The sequence below is a fragment of the Glycomyces tritici genome, assembly GCF_030403505.1.
On the sequence record NZ_JAUEMJ010000002.1, the window covers coordinates 425,314 to 442,210 of the forward strand.

At 72.3% G+C, this 16,897-nt stretch carries 17 protein-coding genes; 7 read left to right on the forward strand and 10 right to left on the reverse strand.

Annotated elements, in window-relative coordinates:
• Positions 1–16 precede the first annotated feature (16 nt).
• Positions 17–1,933: a hypothetical protein gene (locus tag QWI33_RS07185; RefSeq protein WP_289956327.1), complete on the reverse strand. Its 1,917-nt coding sequence runs from the start codon at positions 1,931–1,933 to the stop codon at positions 17–19.
• Between the two features lie 84 nt (positions 1,934–2,017).
• The gene (locus QWI33_RS07190) at positions 2,018–3,217 is read right to left on the reverse strand and encodes an ROK family protein (protein ID WP_289956329.1); all 1,200 of its coding nucleotides are present in this window, start codon (positions 3,215–3,217) and stop codon (positions 2,018–2,020) included.
• A 59-nt stretch (positions 3,218–3,276) separates the two neighbouring features.
• Here QWI33_RS07190 and QWI33_RS07195 point away from each other — a divergent pair, with 59 nt between their 5' ends.
• Positions 3,277–3,903, forward strand: a complete 627-nt coding sequence (locus QWI33_RS07195; protein WP_289956330.1) for an HAD-IA family hydrolase — start codon at positions 3,277–3,279, stop codon at positions 3,901–3,903.
• Positions 3,893–5,005, forward strand: coding sequence for an MFS transporter (locus QWI33_RS07200; RefSeq protein ID WP_289956332.1), 1,113 nt, complete (start codon positions 3,893–3,895; stop codon positions 5,003–5,005). Before QWI33_RS07195 ends, QWI33_RS07200 begins: the two co-directional genes overlap by 11 nt.
• A 45-nt stretch (positions 5,006–5,050) precedes the next feature.
• Here QWI33_RS07200 and QWI33_RS07205 read toward each other — a convergent pair whose 3' ends face one another.
• The 6 genes from QWI33_RS07205 to QWI33_RS07230 form a co-directional block, all read right to left on the reverse strand.
• Positions 5,051–6,052, reverse strand: coding sequence for a TerC family protein (locus QWI33_RS07205; protein WP_289956336.1), 1,002 nt, complete (start codon positions 6,050–6,052; stop codon positions 5,051–5,053).
• A 213-nt stretch (positions 6,053–6,265) separates the two neighbouring features.
• A complete protein-coding gene (locus QWI33_RS07210) occupies positions 6,266–6,808 on the reverse strand; it encodes a hypothetical protein (protein ID WP_289956338.1) in 543 nt (180 codons plus the stop codon).
• 85 nt (positions 6,809–6,893) lie between these two features.
• Positions 6,894–7,460 (reverse strand): TetR family transcriptional regulator, encoded by a 567-nt coding sequence (locus QWI33_RS07215; RefSeq protein WP_289956339.1) that lies wholly within the window; start codon positions 7,458–7,460, stop codon positions 6,894–6,896.
• 59 nt (positions 7,461–7,519) lie between these two features.
• A complete protein-coding gene (locus QWI33_RS07220) occupies positions 7,520–7,942 on the reverse strand; it encodes a YchJ family protein (RefSeq protein WP_289956342.1) in 423 nt (140 codons plus the stop codon).
• 54 nt (positions 7,943–7,996) lie between these two features.
• Positions 7,997–8,812, reverse strand: a complete 816-nt coding sequence (locus tag QWI33_RS07225) for an SGNH/GDSL hydrolase family protein (protein ID WP_289956344.1) — start codon at positions 8,810–8,812, stop codon at positions 7,997–7,999.
• Between the two features lie 120 nt (positions 8,813–8,932).
• Positions 8,933–9,754: an SGNH/GDSL hydrolase family protein gene (locus QWI33_RS07230; RefSeq protein WP_289956346.1), complete on the reverse strand. Its 822-nt coding sequence runs from the start codon at positions 9,752–9,754 to the stop codon at positions 8,933–8,935.
• Between the two features lie 266 nt (positions 9,755–10,020).
• Here QWI33_RS07230 and QWI33_RS07235 point away from each other — a divergent pair, with 266 nt between their 5' ends.
• Positions 10,021–11,049: a LacI family DNA-binding transcriptional regulator gene (locus tag QWI33_RS07235; protein WP_289956349.1), complete on the forward strand. Its 1,029-nt coding sequence runs from the start codon at positions 10,021–10,023 to the stop codon at positions 11,047–11,049.
• A gap of 103 nt (positions 11,050–11,152) precedes the next feature.
• On the opposite strand, the gene QWI33_RS07240 is transcribed toward QWI33_RS07235, so the two are convergent.
• The gene (locus QWI33_RS07240) at positions 11,153–11,557 is read right to left on the reverse strand and encodes a MarR family transcriptional regulator (RefSeq protein ID WP_435367567.1); all 405 of its coding nucleotides are present in this window, start codon (positions 11,555–11,557) and stop codon (positions 11,153–11,155) included.
• 194 nt (positions 11,558–11,751) lie between these two features.
• Between QWI33_RS07240 and QWI33_RS07245 the strand changes: the two genes are divergently transcribed.
• From QWI33_RS07245 to QWI33_RS07260, 4 genes are all read left to right on the forward strand, one after another.
• Positions 11,752–12,594, forward strand: coding sequence for an NAD(P)H-binding protein (locus QWI33_RS07245; protein ID WP_289956355.1), 843 nt, complete (start codon positions 11,752–11,754; stop codon positions 12,592–12,594).
• Between the two features lie 217 nt (positions 12,595–12,811).
• Entirely contained in the window at positions 12,812–13,858 is a 1,047-nt protein-coding gene (locus QWI33_RS07250) for an ABC transporter substrate-binding protein (RefSeq protein WP_289956357.1), read from the forward strand.
• Positions 13,855–14,919, forward strand: a complete 1,065-nt coding sequence (locus QWI33_RS07255) for a FecCD family ABC transporter permease (RefSeq protein ID WP_289956360.1) — start codon at positions 13,855–13,857, stop codon at positions 14,917–14,919. Before QWI33_RS07250 ends, QWI33_RS07255 begins: the two co-directional genes overlap by 4 nt.
• On the forward strand, positions 14,916–15,686 hold the full coding sequence (locus QWI33_RS07260) for an ABC transporter ATP-binding protein (RefSeq protein ID WP_289956362.1): 771 nt from the start codon (positions 14,916–14,918) through the stop codon (positions 15,684–15,686). Before QWI33_RS07255 ends, QWI33_RS07260 begins: the two co-directional genes overlap by 4 nt.
• Here QWI33_RS07260 and QWI33_RS07265 read toward each other — a convergent pair.
• The gene (locus QWI33_RS07265; RefSeq protein ID WP_289956365.1) at positions 15,683–16,843 is read right to left on the reverse strand and encodes an MFS transporter; all 1,161 of its coding nucleotides are present in this window, start codon (positions 16,841–16,843) and stop codon (positions 15,683–15,685) included. The genes QWI33_RS07260 and QWI33_RS07265 overlap by 4 nt on opposite strands.
• Between the last annotated feature and the right edge of the window lie 54 nt (positions 16,844–16,897).

Sequence of the window (16,897 nt, forward strand, 5' to 3'; positions counted from 1 at the left end):
CGCCGCGACGGTTCGGTCAGCGCAGCCCGTAGGAGCGGATGGTGGTGTGGGTGACGGTGTTGCCCGCCTCGTCGGCGGCGGTGAAGCGCACGGACACGAACGCCGCGTCCTCGGGGTGCTCGAGCTCGGCCGTGGCGCTGTTGCCGTCGCGGTCGATGTCGACGAGGTCCCAGGTGGCGCCGTCGTCGTAGGACACCTCGAAGGTCATGGCGGTGCAGTCCTGCTGCTCCGCGCCCGGCTGGGTGGCGAACTCGAGTTCGACGTCCTGGTCGTCCCCGGCCTCGGCGTAGCCGTTCTCGATGTCCTCGGCGTCGAAGTTCACCACCGAGACCGGCAGGATCACGTCGGTCCCGCCCGACGGGACCGCGAACGACCACTCGGCTGTGGCGGCGGTGCCGAGGTTCGTCCACGGCACGTCACGGGTGGCCTCGGCGTAGAGCTCGTATCGGCCCTCGCCGACGAGCGCGAGGTCGGTGGCGAGCGCGCCGCCGTACTCGGACTTGCCGACCCCCAGGCCGTTCTGGCTCAGCACGGTCTGGCCGGGGCTCTCGTAGGAGTTGATCGCCTCGCCGGGCGCGCCGCTGGAGAACAGCGACGGGTTGGTGAGCAGCACTTCGTAGGAGTCCATCCGGGCGAAGCGCGGCAGGAAGTACTCGACGCCGGCGAGGTCGACGCCCGCGGTGATCGGCCCCTGGTTCCAGGTGGACTTGGCGCTCGAGCCGGGCCGCAGCGTGCCGCTGTGGTGCAGGACGTCGGCGTACGGTTCGTCCCCCTCGGCGTCGAATCCGAGGGTGCCCATGTGGGACCAGTCGACCTCCGGGTGGGGCGTGTAGTACTCGGTCCGCTGCGACGGCACTGCGACGATGCCGCTGTGCCGGTAGCCGGACGCAGGGTGGTTCGGGTGGAACGAGAGGTTGGACCGGCCCATCAGCGTGTCGACGCCCAGGCTCTGGTAATCCATCTTCATCTTCGCGAGGTCGTCGTCCTCATAGGAGAACACGGGATCCGCGGGGATGCCGGCGTCGTGCAGGCCGAACATGCTGTAGCTGTATGGCTTGCGGGTGCCTTCGGGGCTGACGAGCTCCTGGCGGAGCACGAAGCCGACGTCGCGGCCGGACGTGTCGAAGTCGGTTGGCACCACCGAGACGGACCATTCCGGTCCGGCGAGGAGGCCGCCTCCGTTGCCGTCGCGGGTTCCCGGCACGTTGCTGAAGACGTCGACCTCGATGGCCTGCGCTTCGGTCTCCCGTTCGACCGCGAACCCGGTCTCGCGGGCGGCGGCGCCGTCGAAGACGACCGGTTCGGTGTCGGCGCCGACCTCGAGTTCGATCACTCCGGCGATCGTCGCGGGAAACTCGTACCGGTCCATCAGGATGACGACGTGGTAGCGGCCGGGCGCCATGTCGACGGCGGCCGAGCCGCCTTCGAACATCTCGCTGCCGAGCTCGCCGGTGTCGATCTCGGCCCAGCGCAGGGACACGACCTCCGGCGCCGATCCGTCGGACCACAGTGCGGTGAAGTCGACCGTGACGGCATCGGCGGGGGTGGCCGCCGGGTCGGTCTCGTCCGCGAGCAGGTCGGCCGCCCCCGGGTCGCCCGCGTCGGTGATCCCGTTGCGGGCCAGTGCGTCGATGTTGAACTGGGCTTCGGTGAACGTGCCGTCGGCGAGGCCGCCGAGCGCTTCCACGGGGATGAGGAGGCGGTCGCCGTCGGGTTCGGTCGCGGTGTGGAACGCGCCGGTGCCGCCTGCTGCGGATTCGGTCAGGAAGGAGCCGTCGGCGGTCAGGCGGACCTGGTCGCCGGTCGGCAGGGTGATCGTGCCCGCGTCCGCGGGCGGGGCCGCTTCCGCTGCGGCGGGCGCGGCGTGTGCGGGGCCGGCGGCGGTCAGCGCGCCTGCCAGTGCGAGGGCCGCGAGTGGGTGGTGCAGTCGCAAGGCGTCTCCAAGATCGGTCGGCGGTCAACGGGTTCGCTGTCCGACTTGGAGACTCCGCATACCCTGTATGCGGTTGCACGCGGGTCAGGCCGAGTCCGGGAGCCGCTCGGTCCAGGCGGCGATGCCGTTCTCGGTCAGGATCATGTCCCAGGCGGCTTCGGCCGCGCCCAGGATGGGGGCGTCGGGACCGAGGGCGGAGGAGAGGATGCGGGGCGGGTCGTCGCGGCGGAAGCCCATGAGGCCGGTGCCGTAGGCGTGCTCGAAGGGTTCGCGTGCGGCGCGGCGCAGTTCGGGGGCGAGGCCGCCGAGGCAGACGATCTCGGGGTCGAGGATGTTGACGAGCCCGGCGGTGCCGCGGCCGAGGACGGCGGCGCATTCCTCAACGGCCGCGCGGGATTCGGGGTCGACGAGAGCTTCGATGAGGTAGGCGCGGGGGTCCTCCGGTTCGTCCTCGCCGCGCAGGCGCGCGACGGCGCGGCCGTCGACCGCGACGTCCCAGCAGCCGTGCGCGCCGCACGGGCAGGCGACGAGAGGGTCGCCGAGGGGCGCGTGGCCGAACTCGCCGCCGGCGCCGGTGGCGCCGGTGACCGCGTGGCCCTCGTCGACGAAGATCCCGCCGATGCCGACCTCGATGGTCAGGTAGAGGACGCTCCGGCCGGGGTGGGAGCGCCGCGCCTCGGCGAGGCCGGCGAGTGTGGCGTCGTTGCCGAGGGCTTGGGGCACACCGGGAAGGAGCGGCGCGACTTCGAGGTCGCGCCAGCCGAGCACACTGGACTGCACGATCGCGTTGCGGCGCACGGTGCCGGTGGCGGAGATCGAGACGGCCTGGACGCGTCCGTCGTAGCGGCTCGCGAGACCGCCGACGGCGGCGCGGATGTCGGCGAAGACGCGTTCGGGGCGTTTGGAGGCGTGGCGGCCGGTGGTCGTGTCGACAAGGGTCCCTTCGAGGTCGGCGATGGCGACGACCCAGTCGGCGTAGCGGACGTCGACGACGGCGGCGAGGGGCCCTTCGGGGTGGGCGTGGAGCGTGGTGGTGGGGCGGCCGCGGCCGGTGGGCGGGGCGGGGGCTTCGGCGAGGAGGTCGAGGGCGCGCAGGCGCGCGGAGATCTCGGTGGCGGTGCCGCTGCCCACGTGCATGGCGCGGGCCGCCTCGGCGCGGGTGACGCCGGGCCGGGAGCGCACGAGTTTGAGGAGGTCGAGTGCGCCGCTCCAGCGGGCGGCCTCGGCGCGCCCGACTTTGGCGGGGCTCGGGTCGTCGGCGGGGGCAGGGGTTCTGGCTTGCACTCGGGGACCTCCAGGAATTATCCTCGCGTTACGAGTTTATTTCTACCCCGGAGGGCTTCATGCGAAGCTACAGCAACCCCGAAGCCGTCCTGCTCGACATGGACGGCACACTCGTCGACTCCGACGGCGCGGTCGAACGCGCCTGGGCGGCATGGGCCGTCGAATACGGCGTCGACCCCGCGCTCGTCCTCGCGAACATCCACGGCAGCCCCGCCTCGACCACCGCCGCCCGGCTCCGGCCCGACCTCGACGCGGCACAGGTCGATGCGGCCGCCGCACGGCAGCTCGAGCTCCAGTACGACGACCTCGCCGACGTCGTCCCGACCCGAGGCGCCGAGCGGCTGCTCGCGGTGCTCGAGCGGATCGGCATGCCGTGGGCGGTGGTCACCAGCGCCGACGACCGGCTCGCGAAGGCCCGGCTCGCCGCCGCGGGCATCCGGCCGCCGCTGCTGTTCACGTTCGAGGACGTCGCCCGCGGCAAGCCCGACCCGGAAGGGTTCCTGCTGGCCGCCAAGGCGCTCGGCGCCGACCCCGCCGCGTGCCTCGTCGTCGAGGACTCCGAGCCGGGCCTGGCCGCGGGCCGCGCGGCGGGCGCGATGACCGCGTCCCTGCGCGGGCTCGACGCCGACGTCCGCCTCACCGACCTCGGGCACCTCGCGGAGCTGCTGGTGCCCGATGGCCGTTGACACCGAGGCCCGGCAGGCGGCCTCCCGCGACCTGAGCCGCGTCGTCGCGTTCGCGCAGATCGGCCTCGGACTCCTGGTGAGCTCCTACGGGCCGTACCTGGCCGGGATCGCCGCCGAACTCGACCGGCCCCGCGGCGAACTCGTATGGCTGACCATGACGTTCGGCGCGGGCCTGGTCCTGGCCGCCGCGGCGGGCCCGGCCGTGCTCCGCGCGGGCGCGGGCCTGGTGATGCGCCTGGCGTGCGCCGTCATCGCGGTCGGCGCGGTGGTCATGGCCGCGTCGCCGCAGCTCCCCCTCGCGGGCACCGGCTCGGTCCTCGTCGGATTCGGTTGCGCCGCAGTCGCTCTCGCGACGCCGTCGCTGCTGCGCGGTCCCGGTGCGGCGAAGCGGATCACCATCATGGTCGGCCTCGCCAGCGCCGCGGGCGTCTGCGCGCCACTGGCGTTCGGGGCGCTGGAGTCGGCGGGCGTGCCCGGCCGCTGGGCGCTCCTGAGCGCCGTCCCGGTGCTGGTCGCGGGGGCCTTGCACCGGACGGTGACAGGCCCGCCGGACGACGCCGCGGCCGTCGGCGGCGGCGTGCCGGTCGGCCCGGCCGCGCTCGCGTGGTCCCGGATCGTCCTCTGTGTAGGGATCGAGTTCTGCTTCTCGATCTGGAGCGTGGCCCGCCTGGTGGACACCGGGGTCGCGCTCGGCACCGCTTCGGCACTGGGGGCGAGCTTCGGCATCGGGATGGCCGCGGGCCGCCTGGTGGGACCGCGGTTCGTGGACCGGCCGTGGGCGGAGCCCGCGGCGCTGGCGACGATCGCGGTCGGCACGGTGGTGGTGTACCTGGGGCAGGACCCGGTGGCGGTGACCGCCGGGATCGCGGTCGCGAGCCTGGGGATCGCGCCGCTGTACCCGATCATGCTGGGGCGCCTGGTGGGCATCCCGGGTCTGAGCGGGCGGCACTCGGCGTCGATCGGGTCGCTGGCTTCGGGTGCGGCGATCCTGTCGGCGCCGGCCGCGCTGGGCTGGCTGGACGGGCGGATCGGGCTGCGGGAGGCGTTCCTGCTGCCGATTCCGCTGCTGGTGATCCTGCTGGTCCTGTCGAAGCGCAGGTAGCAGAACGGCCCCGGACCGCAGTGGTCCGGGGCCGCTGTTCGCCTGCTATTGACCGTCTTCCTTCTTCTTGGTGGCCGAGAGCGAGCCGGCGTGGGCCTTCTCCTCGGGGCTCATGCGGGTCTTGATGAGGCTGGCCACGGTGACCACGACGAGGACGCCGATGACCACGATGAGGCTGAGCGGCGTCGAGACCTCGGGGATCGAGGGGTTGATGTCGACGTGGGCCCAGTGCAGGACCAGCTTGACGCCGATGAACAGCAGGATGATCGCCAGGCCGGCCGAGAGGTAGACGAGGCGGTCGAGCAGGCCCTTGACGAGGAAGAACAGGGCGCGCAGGCCCAGCAGCGCGAAGGCGTTCGCGGTGAAGACGATGTACGGCTCCTGCGTGACGCCGAAGACGGCCGGGATGGAGTCGAGCGCGAAGAGCAGGTCGACGCTGCCGATGGCGATGAGGACGATGAACAGCGGGGTGAACAGCCGCTTGCCGTCCACTTTGGTGATGAGCTTGCCGTCGACGTAGTCGGGGGTGATGGGCAGGAAGCGGCGGGCGCCGCGGACCATCAGGTTGGACTCGACGTCCGGATCCTCGTTGCGGTGGCGGAAGAGCTGGATCGCCGTGTAGACGAGCAGCAGGCCGAACAGCAGGAACATGAACGAGAACGAGTTGATCAGCGCGGAGCCGAGTGCGATGAAGATGGCGCGCATGATGAGCGCGAGCACGATGCCGAAGGTGAGGACCTTGTGCTGGTGGTGGTCGGGTACCGCGAAGGTGCTCATGATGATCACGAACACGAACAGGTTGTCGACCGAGAGGCTCTTCTCGATGATGTAGCCGGCGAAGTACTCGGTGCCGGCGGCGTTCCCGTACTGGGTGCCGAACCAGATGCCGAAGGCGATCGCGATGGCGATGTAGAAGACCGACCAGGCCGTGGCCTCTTTGAAGCCGACATGATGCGGGCGCACTGCTGCGAGGATCAGGTCCACCGCCAGCAGGACGACGATGAGGCCGATGGTTCCGGCCCAAGTGAGTGGGCTGATTTCGAGCAACGCTTCCTCCGTCAGATTGCCATCATCACGACTGCAGGGCTGACATCATCCCCCCAGTGCCCGCATCCTAACGGCCGCTTGCCCCGTTTGTCACGACCACCCTGACGACCGTGACATCGACCAAAGCATGATCACCGCCACCGCGCGGCCGAATCGGCGAACCGGGGGCGCCGTGTCGGCGCTCGTGCATGGGAAGGCCCGCAAGGGAACGGGTCACCTGGCGGGTGCGGAGGCGAACCCCTCGAGAGCGGCGGCCTGGACGCGGCTGAGCCGGTAGCCGGCGTGGGCGGCGCGGGGGAAGACCTCGGCGGCGTGCCAGTGCTCGGCGCGGACACTGGTGGCGACGCCGATGCGGCGCATGTAGGCGCGCAGGGCCTCGGAAAGCTCGAAGGCGTCGAAGAGGTAGACGTGGTCGATGCTCCAGGGCCGGTGCGTCCCGGGCCTGGCGGCGGTGCGCGGGCCGGTCATGACCAGGTAGTGCTCGAGTTCGTCGGAGTCGACCATGTCGAGCAGGCCCTCATGGCGCGTGTAGTGCTTGATGTTGACCGTGCGCCCGGCGAGGGGGCCGCTGCGGAACCAGCCGTCCACGGCGTGGCCCCCGCCCGGTTCGAGCTCGATGTCGAAGACCTGGGCGGCGATCCAGTCTGAGAGGTGGCCGTGGGCGAGCGGGCGGCCGACGATGTCGGCGATGCGGGCCTCGATCTCGCCCCGCGCCTGGAGGAGCATGGCGACCGACTTGAGTCCGTTTTCGTCCATCAGCGCTCCTCGGGTCGGCCCTCGCCGCTCATCGTACCGAGGGGGCGCCGGGTCCGCCGCCTTCGCCGGGTGGGCGAGGGGTCCGTCAGGCCCGGCCCGCGTGCGCCTCGACGGCCGTGGTGAGAAGGCCGCTGATCGACTGGAGGCGGTCGGCCATGGCCTCGGGGTCGAGCGGTTCCTCCCCCGATTCGAGCCAGGCCGCCATGAGGGCGGTGCCGCCGCCGGTGACGAACACCGCGAAGTCCTCGACGGCGCCGGCCGGGACGGCCTCGCCGTAGCGGGCGAGGAGGGCGTCGCACCGCAGCGGCGAGAGCAGGCCGCCCACGACCTGGCCGAGCGCGAAGGCGTTCGCGGTCGCGAACATCGCCCGGTAGAAGTCCTGGTGGGCGGCGAAGTGACGGGCGATCGCGAGGGCGCGGTCGCGGCCGGAGTCCTCCCCGTGGGCGTCGTCCCCGTGCTCGGCGAGTTCCCGGCGGGCCAGGTCGAGGGCCGCTTCCAAGAGGAGGGTGTCGCGGTCGCCGTAGTGGAGGTAGACGAGCTGGCGGCTCACTCCGGCGGCATCGGCGATGTCGGATACCGGGACGTTCGCGGTGCCGCGCGCGCTCACCAGCGCGGTCGCGGCGCCCAGGAGGGCGGCGCGGGTTCGTCGCACCCGGCGGTCTTTGGCGGGTGGCGGAGTCGGGAGGCTCACCCGACGAGGTTAGACATCTGTCAATCGATCGACAAGTCGTTCGACGGACCGATCGCGTCGAGGTACATCCAGTCGCCGCCGATGCGCTCGAACTCGCTGTTCTCGGTCTGGGAGCCGGGGCCGTCGGCGTCGGTGTAGTCGGCGCGGAAGCGGACGGTGCCCTGGGTGTGGAGCGGGGAGCCGCCGGTGGTCTCGAGGATGTGGAGGCCGGTGAAGCGGCGGCTGTCGTCGTGCAGGTCGAGGTGTTCGGGCCGGGTCGCCGGGTGCCAGGTGCGCAGCAGGTAGGCGGCGTCGCCGAGGGCGAAGGCGCTGTAGCGGGAGCGCATGAGGGCTTCGGCGGTGGCGGCCTTCGCGGTGCCGGCGTGCAGCGGCCCGCAGCAGGCGGTGTACGCGGCGCCGGAGCCGCACGGGCACGGGCGCGTCTGACGGGTGCGTCTGGGCATGCCTGGATTGTGCCGGAGCGCCGCCCCCGCCCGGGGCCCGGTGCCGCGTCCGTTCTAGCAGTCTTCGAGGTACGGGGTGACGACCTCGGCGTACGCGGCCTGGCCGGCGGCGTTCGCGTGGAAGGACTCGATGGTGCCGGTGTAGCCGAGGATCCACGGGTCCGCGGAGCAGATCCCGTGGCCCGCGAAGGCGTCGCGGACGTCGGCGAACGCGAAGCCGTGCTCGTCGGCGACCGCTGCGGTCGTGTCGGCGAGGAGGTCCGCGGTCTCGTTCAGCAGCCCCTGCTCCTCGGGCGTGATCGCCAGGGTGCCGGAGCAGCTGGTGCCGCTGAACAGCTGCGGGTTGCCCACGATGGTGACGTCGGCGAACGGCGCGAGGTCCTCGACCTGGGTGTAGAGGTCGTCGAGCTCGGCCGGGAGGGACCCGGTGATGACGGCCTGGGCGTTGGTGATCGCGCCCTTGCACAGGGCCGTGTCGGTCCCGGCGCACGCGGCGAGGACCGAGGAGAACCCGGCGTCGTTGCCGCCCACGCCGATCGAGACCTCGCGGGTGCGCCAGGTGAGGTTGCCGAGCTGCTCGGCGACGACGTCCTCGACGCGGGCGCCGGAGCAGGCGTCGAAGGACAGGCGCGCGCCCATCGCCTCGGCCGCGAGCTGCGGGTAGGCGTTCGCGGAGCGGTAGCAGTCGCTGCCGTCGTCGGCGTAGTCGCCCGCGCCCACACCGGAGACGTACGAGTCGCCGAGGGCGACGTACCGCGGCGACCAGGTGTGGCCGGCCGAGGCCGGGGAGGCGAACGACGCGGCGGCGATGCCGGCCACGGCAGCGGCGGCGAGGGTGCGCGCGAGGCGCTTGGTGGAGTGTCGGTTCATCGGTCTCCTTGTGGTTCGGACGGGACCGGGAGGCCCGCCCCTGGGTGTGGAGGTGATCGCCGACCCGCGAATGCGAACCGGCCCCGAAGGAAGACTCCCGCGGGGCCGGTTCCGGTTGCTTTAGTAGTCGAGCGCGGGGAGGACGACGTCGGCGTACGCGTCCTGGCCGGCGGCGTTGGGGTGGAAGGACTCGAGGGTCCCGGTGTAGCCGAGGATCCAGGGGTCGGCCGAGCACACGCCGTGGCCGTCGAAGGCGGCGCGCGGGTCGGCGAAGTCGAAGCCGTGGTCGGCGGCGACGGCGGCGGTGGTCTCGGCGAGCAGGTCGGCGGCGTCGTTCAGCAGCGCCTGCTCCTCCGGGGTGATCGCGAGCGCGCCGGAGCAGGCGGTCTCGTTGAACAGGCGCGGGTTGCCCACGACGACGATCTCGGCGGAGAAGGCCCGGTTCTCGACCCGGGTGTAGAGGTCGTCGAGCTCGGCCGGAAGCGAGTCGGTGATGATGGTGCGCGCGTTGGTGATCGCGGTCTTGCACAGTGCGGTGTCGGTGCCCGCGCAGGCGCCGAGCACGGACGAGAACCCGGCGTCGTTGCCGCCGACGCCGATGGTCACGTGCTCGGTGTTGACCCGGTAGAGGTGGTTCAGCTGGTTCGCGACCACGTCTTCGACCCGGGCGCCGGAGCAGGCCTCGAACCAGAGGCGTTCGCCGAGTTCGACGTTGACCTGGTGCGCGTAGGCGTTGGCCGAGCGGTAGCAGTCGCTCCCGTCGTCGGCGTAGTCGCCCGCGCCCACACCGGAGGCGAACGAGTCGCCGAGGGCGACGTACTGCTGGATGGTGATGTCGGCCGAGGCGGAGCCGGCCAGGCCGGCGATGCCGAGGCCTGCGGCGGCCGCGACGGCGGCCACGCGGGCGAGGACGCGGCGCGGCTTGCCTTCCTTGAAGGACACGGGGTCTCCTTGCTGTCGACAGGGTCGGCGGGCGGGCCCGGGTAGGGCTCCCGCCGGAGGACGGCGTCATTATAGACAGGGAAGTCCATTGTGTCGCAATAGAAACGGTGCGTGACTCTGCGTCACGCGCGACCGCTCGGGATACAGTTCCCCCGGCCGTCCCGGCCCGGGTTAGAAAACTGTTTCGAGAAGTTTCCGCCATCGATTTGGAAACTGTTTCGAGTTCCGGCTAGAATGACCGCACCTGATCCGAAGAGGTGCAGCAGATGAGCAACCGCCCCCGGGCGACCCTGACCGAGGTGGCCGCGCGCGCGGGCGTCTCCAAGGCCACGGCCTCCAAGGTGCTCAACGGCCGCCCCGGCGTCGCCGACGAGACCCGCAGGGCCGTGCGCGAGGCCATCGCCCAGCTCGAGTACGTGCCGAGCACCGGCCCGCGCGAATCCCCTGCGCCCCAGACGATCCACGCCGTCTTCGACACGCTCCTGAACATGTACGCCGTGTACGTCCTGGACGGGATCATCAGCGGCGGCCGGGAGCTCGGCGTCGAGACCGTCACCAGCTCCCTCGAGGCCGAGACGCCCGGCCAGAACGACCCGATCGGCGTCGACCGGATCAAGGCGATCGCCGCGCAGGGCGCCGCGGGCCTGGTCCTGGTGACCGCCCAGCTCACCACCGCCGAGATGGACATGTGCGACCAGCTGGGCCTGCCGCTGGTCGTGATCGACCCGGCGAACCCCCTCGACGAGCGCGTCACGAGCCTCGGCGCCACCAACTGGGCCGGCGGCGTGCAGGCCACGCGGCACCTGCTCGACCTGGGGCACACCAGGATCGGCTTCGCGGGCGGCCCGCCCGGGTCGCTGCCCGCGCGCGAACGCCTGCACGGCTACCGCGAAGCGCTCGAATCCGCCGGGATCGAAGTGGACCCCGCGCTCACCGGGGCCGGAACCTTCTACGCCGAGACCGGCGCCGTGCTGACCGACCGGATGCTCGACCTCGCCGATCCCCCGACCGCGATCTTCGCCGCGAGCGACAGCATCGCCGTCGGCGTCATCCGCACCGCCCGCCAGCGCGGCCTCGAGGTCCCCCGCGACCTGAGCGTGGTCGGCTTCGACGACACGTACAACGCGATGTGGATCGAGCCGCCGCTGACCACGGTGAAGCAGCCGCTGCGGCAGATGGGCCGCGTCGCCGCCCGCACCGTGCTGGACCTCGCCGCCGGAAAGGTCCCCGACTCCCATCACGTGCAGCTCGCGACGAGCCTCGTGGTGCGCGAGTCGACCGCGCCGCCGCGGTGACCGGGGCCGGCCCGCGTTGCGGCGCCGGGAACCGGGGAGCGCAGCCGCTGGGCGTGCCGCGAGCGGTGTTCGCACGGCACTGCTCGACGATCGCGGCTCGCGGTCAGGCGCCGGGCTCCTCCAGGGCGCGCTCGTAGGCGAGCAGGGTGTCGACGAACCGACGGCGCTGCTCGTTCGTCAAGGGCGCCAGGGCTTTGCGCCAGGCGGCGGCGCTGCCGGCGAGCCAGGCCTCGATCTCGCCGCGCTCCTCGGCGGTGATGCTGACGATGCGGCGGCGGCGGTCGGCCTCGTCCTCGCGGCGTTCGAGGACGCCCTTGCGGCTGAGTTCGGCGACCATGAGGCTCACGGTGGTGGGCGCGACCTCGAGGCGTACGGCCAGGTCGTTGACCGTGGCGGGGCCGTCGAACAGGAGCAGCGCGAGCAGCGAGAGGTGGCGCGGGCTCAGTTCGAGGCTGCGGACCCGCTCGGGCACGGGCAGGCGTTTGGCCCGCCCGACCATGCGGGGCATGAGCAGCAGGAGCTCGCGGATCGCGTCGTCGGTGCTCCCAGGACTTGACACGGGCACGCCTCCAGATTATCTTTGACATCAAATAATGTTTGCTTGCAAAGCAAATAGGTTCCAGGTTCATGCTACCCGAGGGCGCGGCGCGCGCCCCTCGCTCGCATGCCCGCCGCACACCCACCCACCAGGAGCGACACCCCATGACCGACTTCGACGGCACCATCCTCGTGACCGGCGCCCGCGGCAACATCGGCTCCCGCCTCACCGCGCACCTCGCCGCGGCCGGGCACCATGTGCGGGCCACGGCCCGCAGCACCACCGGCCTCGACGTTCCCGAAGGCGTCGAGAGCGCGGCGCTCGACCTCACCGCGCCGGACCCCGCCGTCCTCAAAGGAGTGCGCACCGCGTTCCTCTACCCCACCTTCGGTGATATCACCGGATTCCTCACGGCCGCAGTCGAAGCGGAGGTCGAGCACGTCGTCCTGCTCTCCTCCCCCGCCGCGTACGACCCGGTCGAGCACGCCGGCCCGATCGGCGCCGCGCACCTGGCGATCGAGGGAGCCGTCCGGGACTCGGGGCTCGGCCACACCGTGCTCTACCCGTCCTGGCTCGCCACCAACCCGGCCCGCGACTGGTCCGAGCAGATCCGCGCCGGCAGGGTCGCGATCGCCCACCCCGAGTGGCGGATCAACCCGATCCACCTCGGCGACGTCGCCGAGGTCGCCGCCGACCTCCTGGTGAGCGAGCGGTTCCGGGGCCGCAGCCTCATCCTGACCGGGCCCGAGTCGCTCAGCCAGCGCGAGGTCGTCGCCCAGATCGCCGCCGCGCGCGGCAAGCCGATCGAGGTCGAGGAGCTGACGCGCGGCGAGGCGCTGGCGAGCCGGCCCGACTGGTTCCCCGAGGCGATGTTCGCGTCGCTCCTCGACGTCGCCGCCAACCTCGGCGACCGCCCGGCCACGGTGAACAACAATGTGGAGCGGGTGACCGGGCGTCCGGCACGGACGTTCGCGCAATGGCTGCAGGACAACGGCTCCCAGTTCTAGCCCCGGGAGCGGGCCGGGTCGCCCCGCATCGCCGCAGGAACGGCCCTCGAGACTGCGGCTACCCTGGTCGCCGCGGGTGGAGCGCGCTAGTGCGGACAATTGTGGCAACGGCCTCAACCGTGAACCCGCCTCATCTTACTTAGCTGAGCCTTACCTAATGTCTCGTGGCGAGGGGCGGCCGCCTGCGCCGCCTCTGCCCGAGCAAAGGAATGCATTGATGAGTGTCGGCGTTCGCGCATCGTCCATTGCGGTCAGCGCATCGGTCCTGTTGGCGGTCCTGGCCAGCTGCGGTGCGTCCGAGCCCGTACCGGAGACCGAGGCCGCCGCGGGCGAAGGCGCCACGGTCTACCCGCTGACGGTGGAGAACTGCGGCGAGGAGCTGACCTTCGACGCCGCGCCGCAGCGGGCCGTGTCCCTCGACCAGGACTCGACCGAGATCCTCCTCTCGCTGGGCCTGGAGGACCGCATGGTCGGCACCGCGTCCTGGACCGACCCGGTGCTCGAGCACCTCGCCGCGGCCAACGACACCGTCCCGCGCCTCGCCGAGGAAGCGCCCACCTACGAGGTCGTCATGGGCGCCGACCCCGACTTCGTGACCGCCTCCCACGGCCGCCACTACGCCCAGGGCGGCGTGGCCGAGCGCTCCCGGTTCGCCGAGACCGGCATCGGCGCGTACCTCGCCCCCACCGACTGCGACGGCGACATCAGCATCAACGGCGGCGGCACCCGCACCCAGGCCCTCACCTTCGACTCGCTGTACCAGACGATCCGCGACTTCGCCGCGATCTTCGACGTCCAGAGCCGCGGCGAGGCCCTCGTCGCCGACCTCGAAGCGCGCCGCCAGGCGGCGGTCGCGGGCGTCGAGGCCTCGGGACTGACGGCCGCGGTCTGGTTCTCCGACCTCAAGACCCCCTACATGGGCGGCGGGCTCGGCTCGGCGAACCTCCTCGCGACCGAGGCCGGCGCGGTGAACGTCTTCGCCGACCAGGACGACGACTGGCCCGTCGCGAGCTGGGAGACCGTCGTCGACCTCGACCCCGACGTCCTCGTCCTCGCCGACCTCAGCCGCGAGCGGTGGCCCGGCGACCAGGCCGCCGAGAAGATCGAATTCCTCGAGAACGACCCGGTCACCAAGGGGCTCACCGCGGTCACCGAGCAGCGGTACGTCTCCCTGCGCGGGGCCGAGATCAACCCGGGCATCCGCATCGTCGACGGCCTCGAGACCCTCGCCGCCGCACTCCAGTCGTTCCAGGGCGAGGCGTGACCCTCAGCCCCGCGACCACCGCGCCCGCCCCGGACCGGCCGGGCCGGGCGCGGCTGCGGTTCCTGGGGATCAGCCTCGCCGCCGTCGCGGTCCTCATCCTGTCGATCGGCACGGCGATCACCCTCGGCCCCGCTGACGTCTCGCTCGTCAACGTGCGCGACATCCTCCTCAACCACCTCACCGGCGCCGAGATCCCCGTCAGGATCTCGAAAGAGGCCATCGTCTGGGAGGACCGCCTGCCGCGCGCCCTCGTGGCCGCCACCTGCGGGGCCGGACTGGGCCTGTGCGGGCTCATCCTGCAGTCGCTGCTGCGCAACCCGCTCGCCGACCCGTACGTCCTCGGCATCTCCTCAGGGGCCTCGACCGGCGCGGTCGTCGTCGCGATCCTCGGCATCGGCGCGGGAGGCCTCGGCCTGCCCGGCGGCGCGTTCATCGGGTCCCTCGTCTCCTTCGCCGTGGTCCTGGCGATCGCGCGCCTGGCCGGAGGCGGCGACGACAAGCTGATCCTCGCCGGCATCGCCGTGACGCAGCTGTTCTCCGCGCTCACCTCGTTCGTCATCTTCGCGTTCGCTGACTCCGACGCGACCCGCGGCGTCATGTTCTGGCTCCTCGGCTCGCTCGAAGGCGTGCGCTGGAACGGGGTCGTGCTCTGCGGCCTCGCCGCGCTCGCCGGGACAGCGCTGTGCCTCCTGCGCGCACATGTCCTGGACGCCTTCGCATTCGGCGACGACGTCGCCTCCTCGCTCGGCGTGCACGTCAAGCGCGAACGGGCCGTGCTCATCACCGCCACGGCCCTGCTCACCGCCACGATGGTCAGCATCGTGGGCGCGGTCGGGTTCGTCGGCCTCGTGCTCCCCCACGCCGCCCGCTTCCTCGCCGGACCGCTCCACTTGCGACTGGTGCCGCTGACCGCGCTCATCGGGGCGGCGTTCATGGTGTGGGTCGACGCGGTCTCCAGGGTCGCGTTCTCGCCCTCGCCACTGCCGATCGGCGTCACCACGGCCCTGGTCGGCGTCCCCGCGTTCATCGCGATCATGTTCCGCCGCAGGAGGACGACATGACGCTGGAATCGCGCGAGGTCACCTGGAACCGCGGCGGGAAGCTCGTGGTCGACGGAGTCACCCTCCGCCCGCGCCCCGGCCAGACCATCGGGCTCCTCGGCCCGAACGGCTCCGGCAAGTCCTCCCTCATCCGGCTGCTCTGCGGCGCGGTCAAACCCACCGCGGGCGTCGTCACCCTCGACGACGCGTCCCTCGCCGCCCTGCCGCGCCGCACGGCCGCCCGCACCATCGCCACCGTCACGCAGCACGCCGACACCATTGTGGACCTCACCGTGCGCGACATCGTCGCGCTCGGCCGCATCCCCCACCGCGGGGCCTTCGGCGGGAACCGCGCGGCCGATGCCGCAGCGGTCGCGGAAGCGCTGGCGTGCACCGGACTCACGGAGAAGGCGGGCGAGCTGTGGCACCGGCTCTCCGGCGGCGAGCGCCAGCGCGTCCACATCGCGCGGGCGCTGGCGCAGCAGCCCCGTGAGCTGCTCCTGGACGAGCCCACGAACCACCTCGACATCCGCTACCAGCTCGAGCTGCTCCGGCTGCTCACGCAGCTGCCGGTGACCACGGTGGTGGCGCTGCACGACCTCAACCTCGCCGCGATGTTCTGCGACGCGGTGCTGGTCCTCAAAGACGGCCGCGCGGTGGCGTCGGGGCCTCCGGCGGAGGTCCTGACCCCGGCGCTCATCGCCGAGGTCTACGAGGTCGACGCCCACGTCGCGGTCCATGAGGCGACGGGCCGGCCGCTGATCGTGTTCCATCCGGGGACGCCCTAGGGCCGCTTGAGGAACAGCCCCAGGACGACCGCGGCCAGCGGCACCGCGCAGAGGAGGGTGAAGACCCCTTCGGGCCCGTGGTGCTCGGCGGCGACCCCGAACGCGGGGGCGAAGAGGCCGCCGGCGCTCATGGCCAGGCCGAGCGTGACGCCCGCGGCGGTGCCGGGGCGGGTCGGCAGGTAGTCCTGGGCGAGCTTGACGAGCACCGCGAACGGGATGTTGATCGCGATGCCCACGGCGAGCACGACCAGTACGGCCGCGTGCTCGTCCGCGGTGAACCGGAGCAGGACCAGCAGGGGGACGATCAGGACGCCGCCGAAGCGGGTGGTGCGGACGGCGCCGAAGCGGTCGGCGAGTCGTCCCCCCAGGAGGGTCCCGGCGACACTGCCGAACATGAAGCCCGCCAAGGCGATGCCGGCCACGGCGTGGCTAGCGCCGAGGTGGCGGATCCAGTACAGCTCGATGAAGGTGACGATCCCGACCCACAGGATCGAGCGGACCACCTCGATGCCGGTGAGGACCGCGAACGGACCCCATCGGTCGCGGCCGGTGCGGGCCTTCGGCACCAGTGCGGCGGCGCGGGTGCGGTGGCGGAGCATGACGAACGCGATGAGGACCGCGGGCGGGATGAACAGTGCGGTTGCGCCCACGCCCATCGCCATGAGCGCGGGCGTGGCGAGCACGGGGGCGAGGAAGAAGCCGATCGAGCCGCCCGCGGCGAATATGCTCATGCCCGCGGCGCTGTCGCCCGCGGCTTCGCGGGCGCCTTTGCCGGCGGCCGGGTGGAACATCGCGACGCCCAGCCCGGAGAGGAAGAGCAGCGCGAGGACCAGCGGGTACGGTCCGGCGAGTCCGGCCAGGCCGAGGCCGGTCCCGGCGAGGGCGACCCCGGCGGGCGCGAACCAGTCGAGGCGGCGGCGGTCGACGAGGACGCCGAAGAACGGCTGCGGGAGTGACGCGCCGAGCGCGGCGGCGAGGGTGAGGCCGGTGGCGGCGACGTAGCCGTAGCCGCGGTCGAACACGAAGTAGGGCACGACGGCGGGCACGAGCCCCTGGTACAGGTCGTCGACGGCGTGGGCGGTGCCCCACAGCCACATGCGCCGCAGCGGCGACGGTGCGGCTTCGGCGGTGGCGGGCGGGGCGGCGGTCTGGGTCATGCTGGGTGCTCCTTGTCCGGATGCCCCAAGGATTCCGACTCGCCGCCGCCTGCC

Coding starts and splice junctions, on each gene's coding strand:
- QWI33_RS07265 (WP_289956365.1), bottom strand. CDS start 16,843: ATGACCCAGACCGCCGCCCCGCCCGCCACCGCCGAAGCCGCACCGTCG.
- QWI33_RS07250 (WP_289956357.1), top strand. CDS start 12,812: ATGAGTGTCGGCGTTCGCGCATCGTCCATTGCGGTCAGCGCATCGGTC.
- QWI33_RS07210 (WP_289956338.1), bottom strand. CDS start 6,808: ATGGACGAAAACGGACTCAAGTCGGTCGCCATGCTCCTCCAGGCGCGG.
- QWI33_RS07225 (WP_289956344.1), bottom strand. CDS start 8,812: ATGAACCGACACTCCACCAAGCGCCTCGCGCGCACCCTCGCCGCCGCT.
- QWI33_RS07245 (WP_289956355.1), top strand. CDS start 11,752: ATGACCGACTTCGACGGCACCATCCTCGTGACCGGCGCCCGCGGCAAC.
- QWI33_RS07260 (WP_289956362.1), top strand. CDS start 14,916: ATGACGCTGGAATCGCGCGAGGTCACCTGGAACCGCGGCGGGAAGCTC.
- QWI33_RS07195 (WP_289956330.1), top strand. CDS start 3,277: ATGCGAAGCTACAGCAACCCCGAAGCCGTCCTGCTCGACATGGACGGC.
- QWI33_RS07235 (WP_289956349.1), top strand. CDS start 10,021: ATGAGCAACCGCCCCCGGGCGACCCTGACCGAGGTGGCCGCGCGCGCG.
- QWI33_RS07220 (WP_289956342.1), bottom strand. CDS start 7,942: ATGCCCAGACGCACCCGTCAGACGCGCCCGTGCCCGTGCGGCTCCGGC.
- QWI33_RS07200 (WP_289956332.1), top strand. CDS start 3,893: ATGGCCGTTGACACCGAGGCCCGGCAGGCGGCCTCCCGCGACCTGAGC.
- QWI33_RS07240 (WP_435367567.1), bottom strand. CDS start 11,557: ATGCCCCGCATGGTCGGGCGGGCCAAACGCCTGCCCGTGCCCGAGCGG.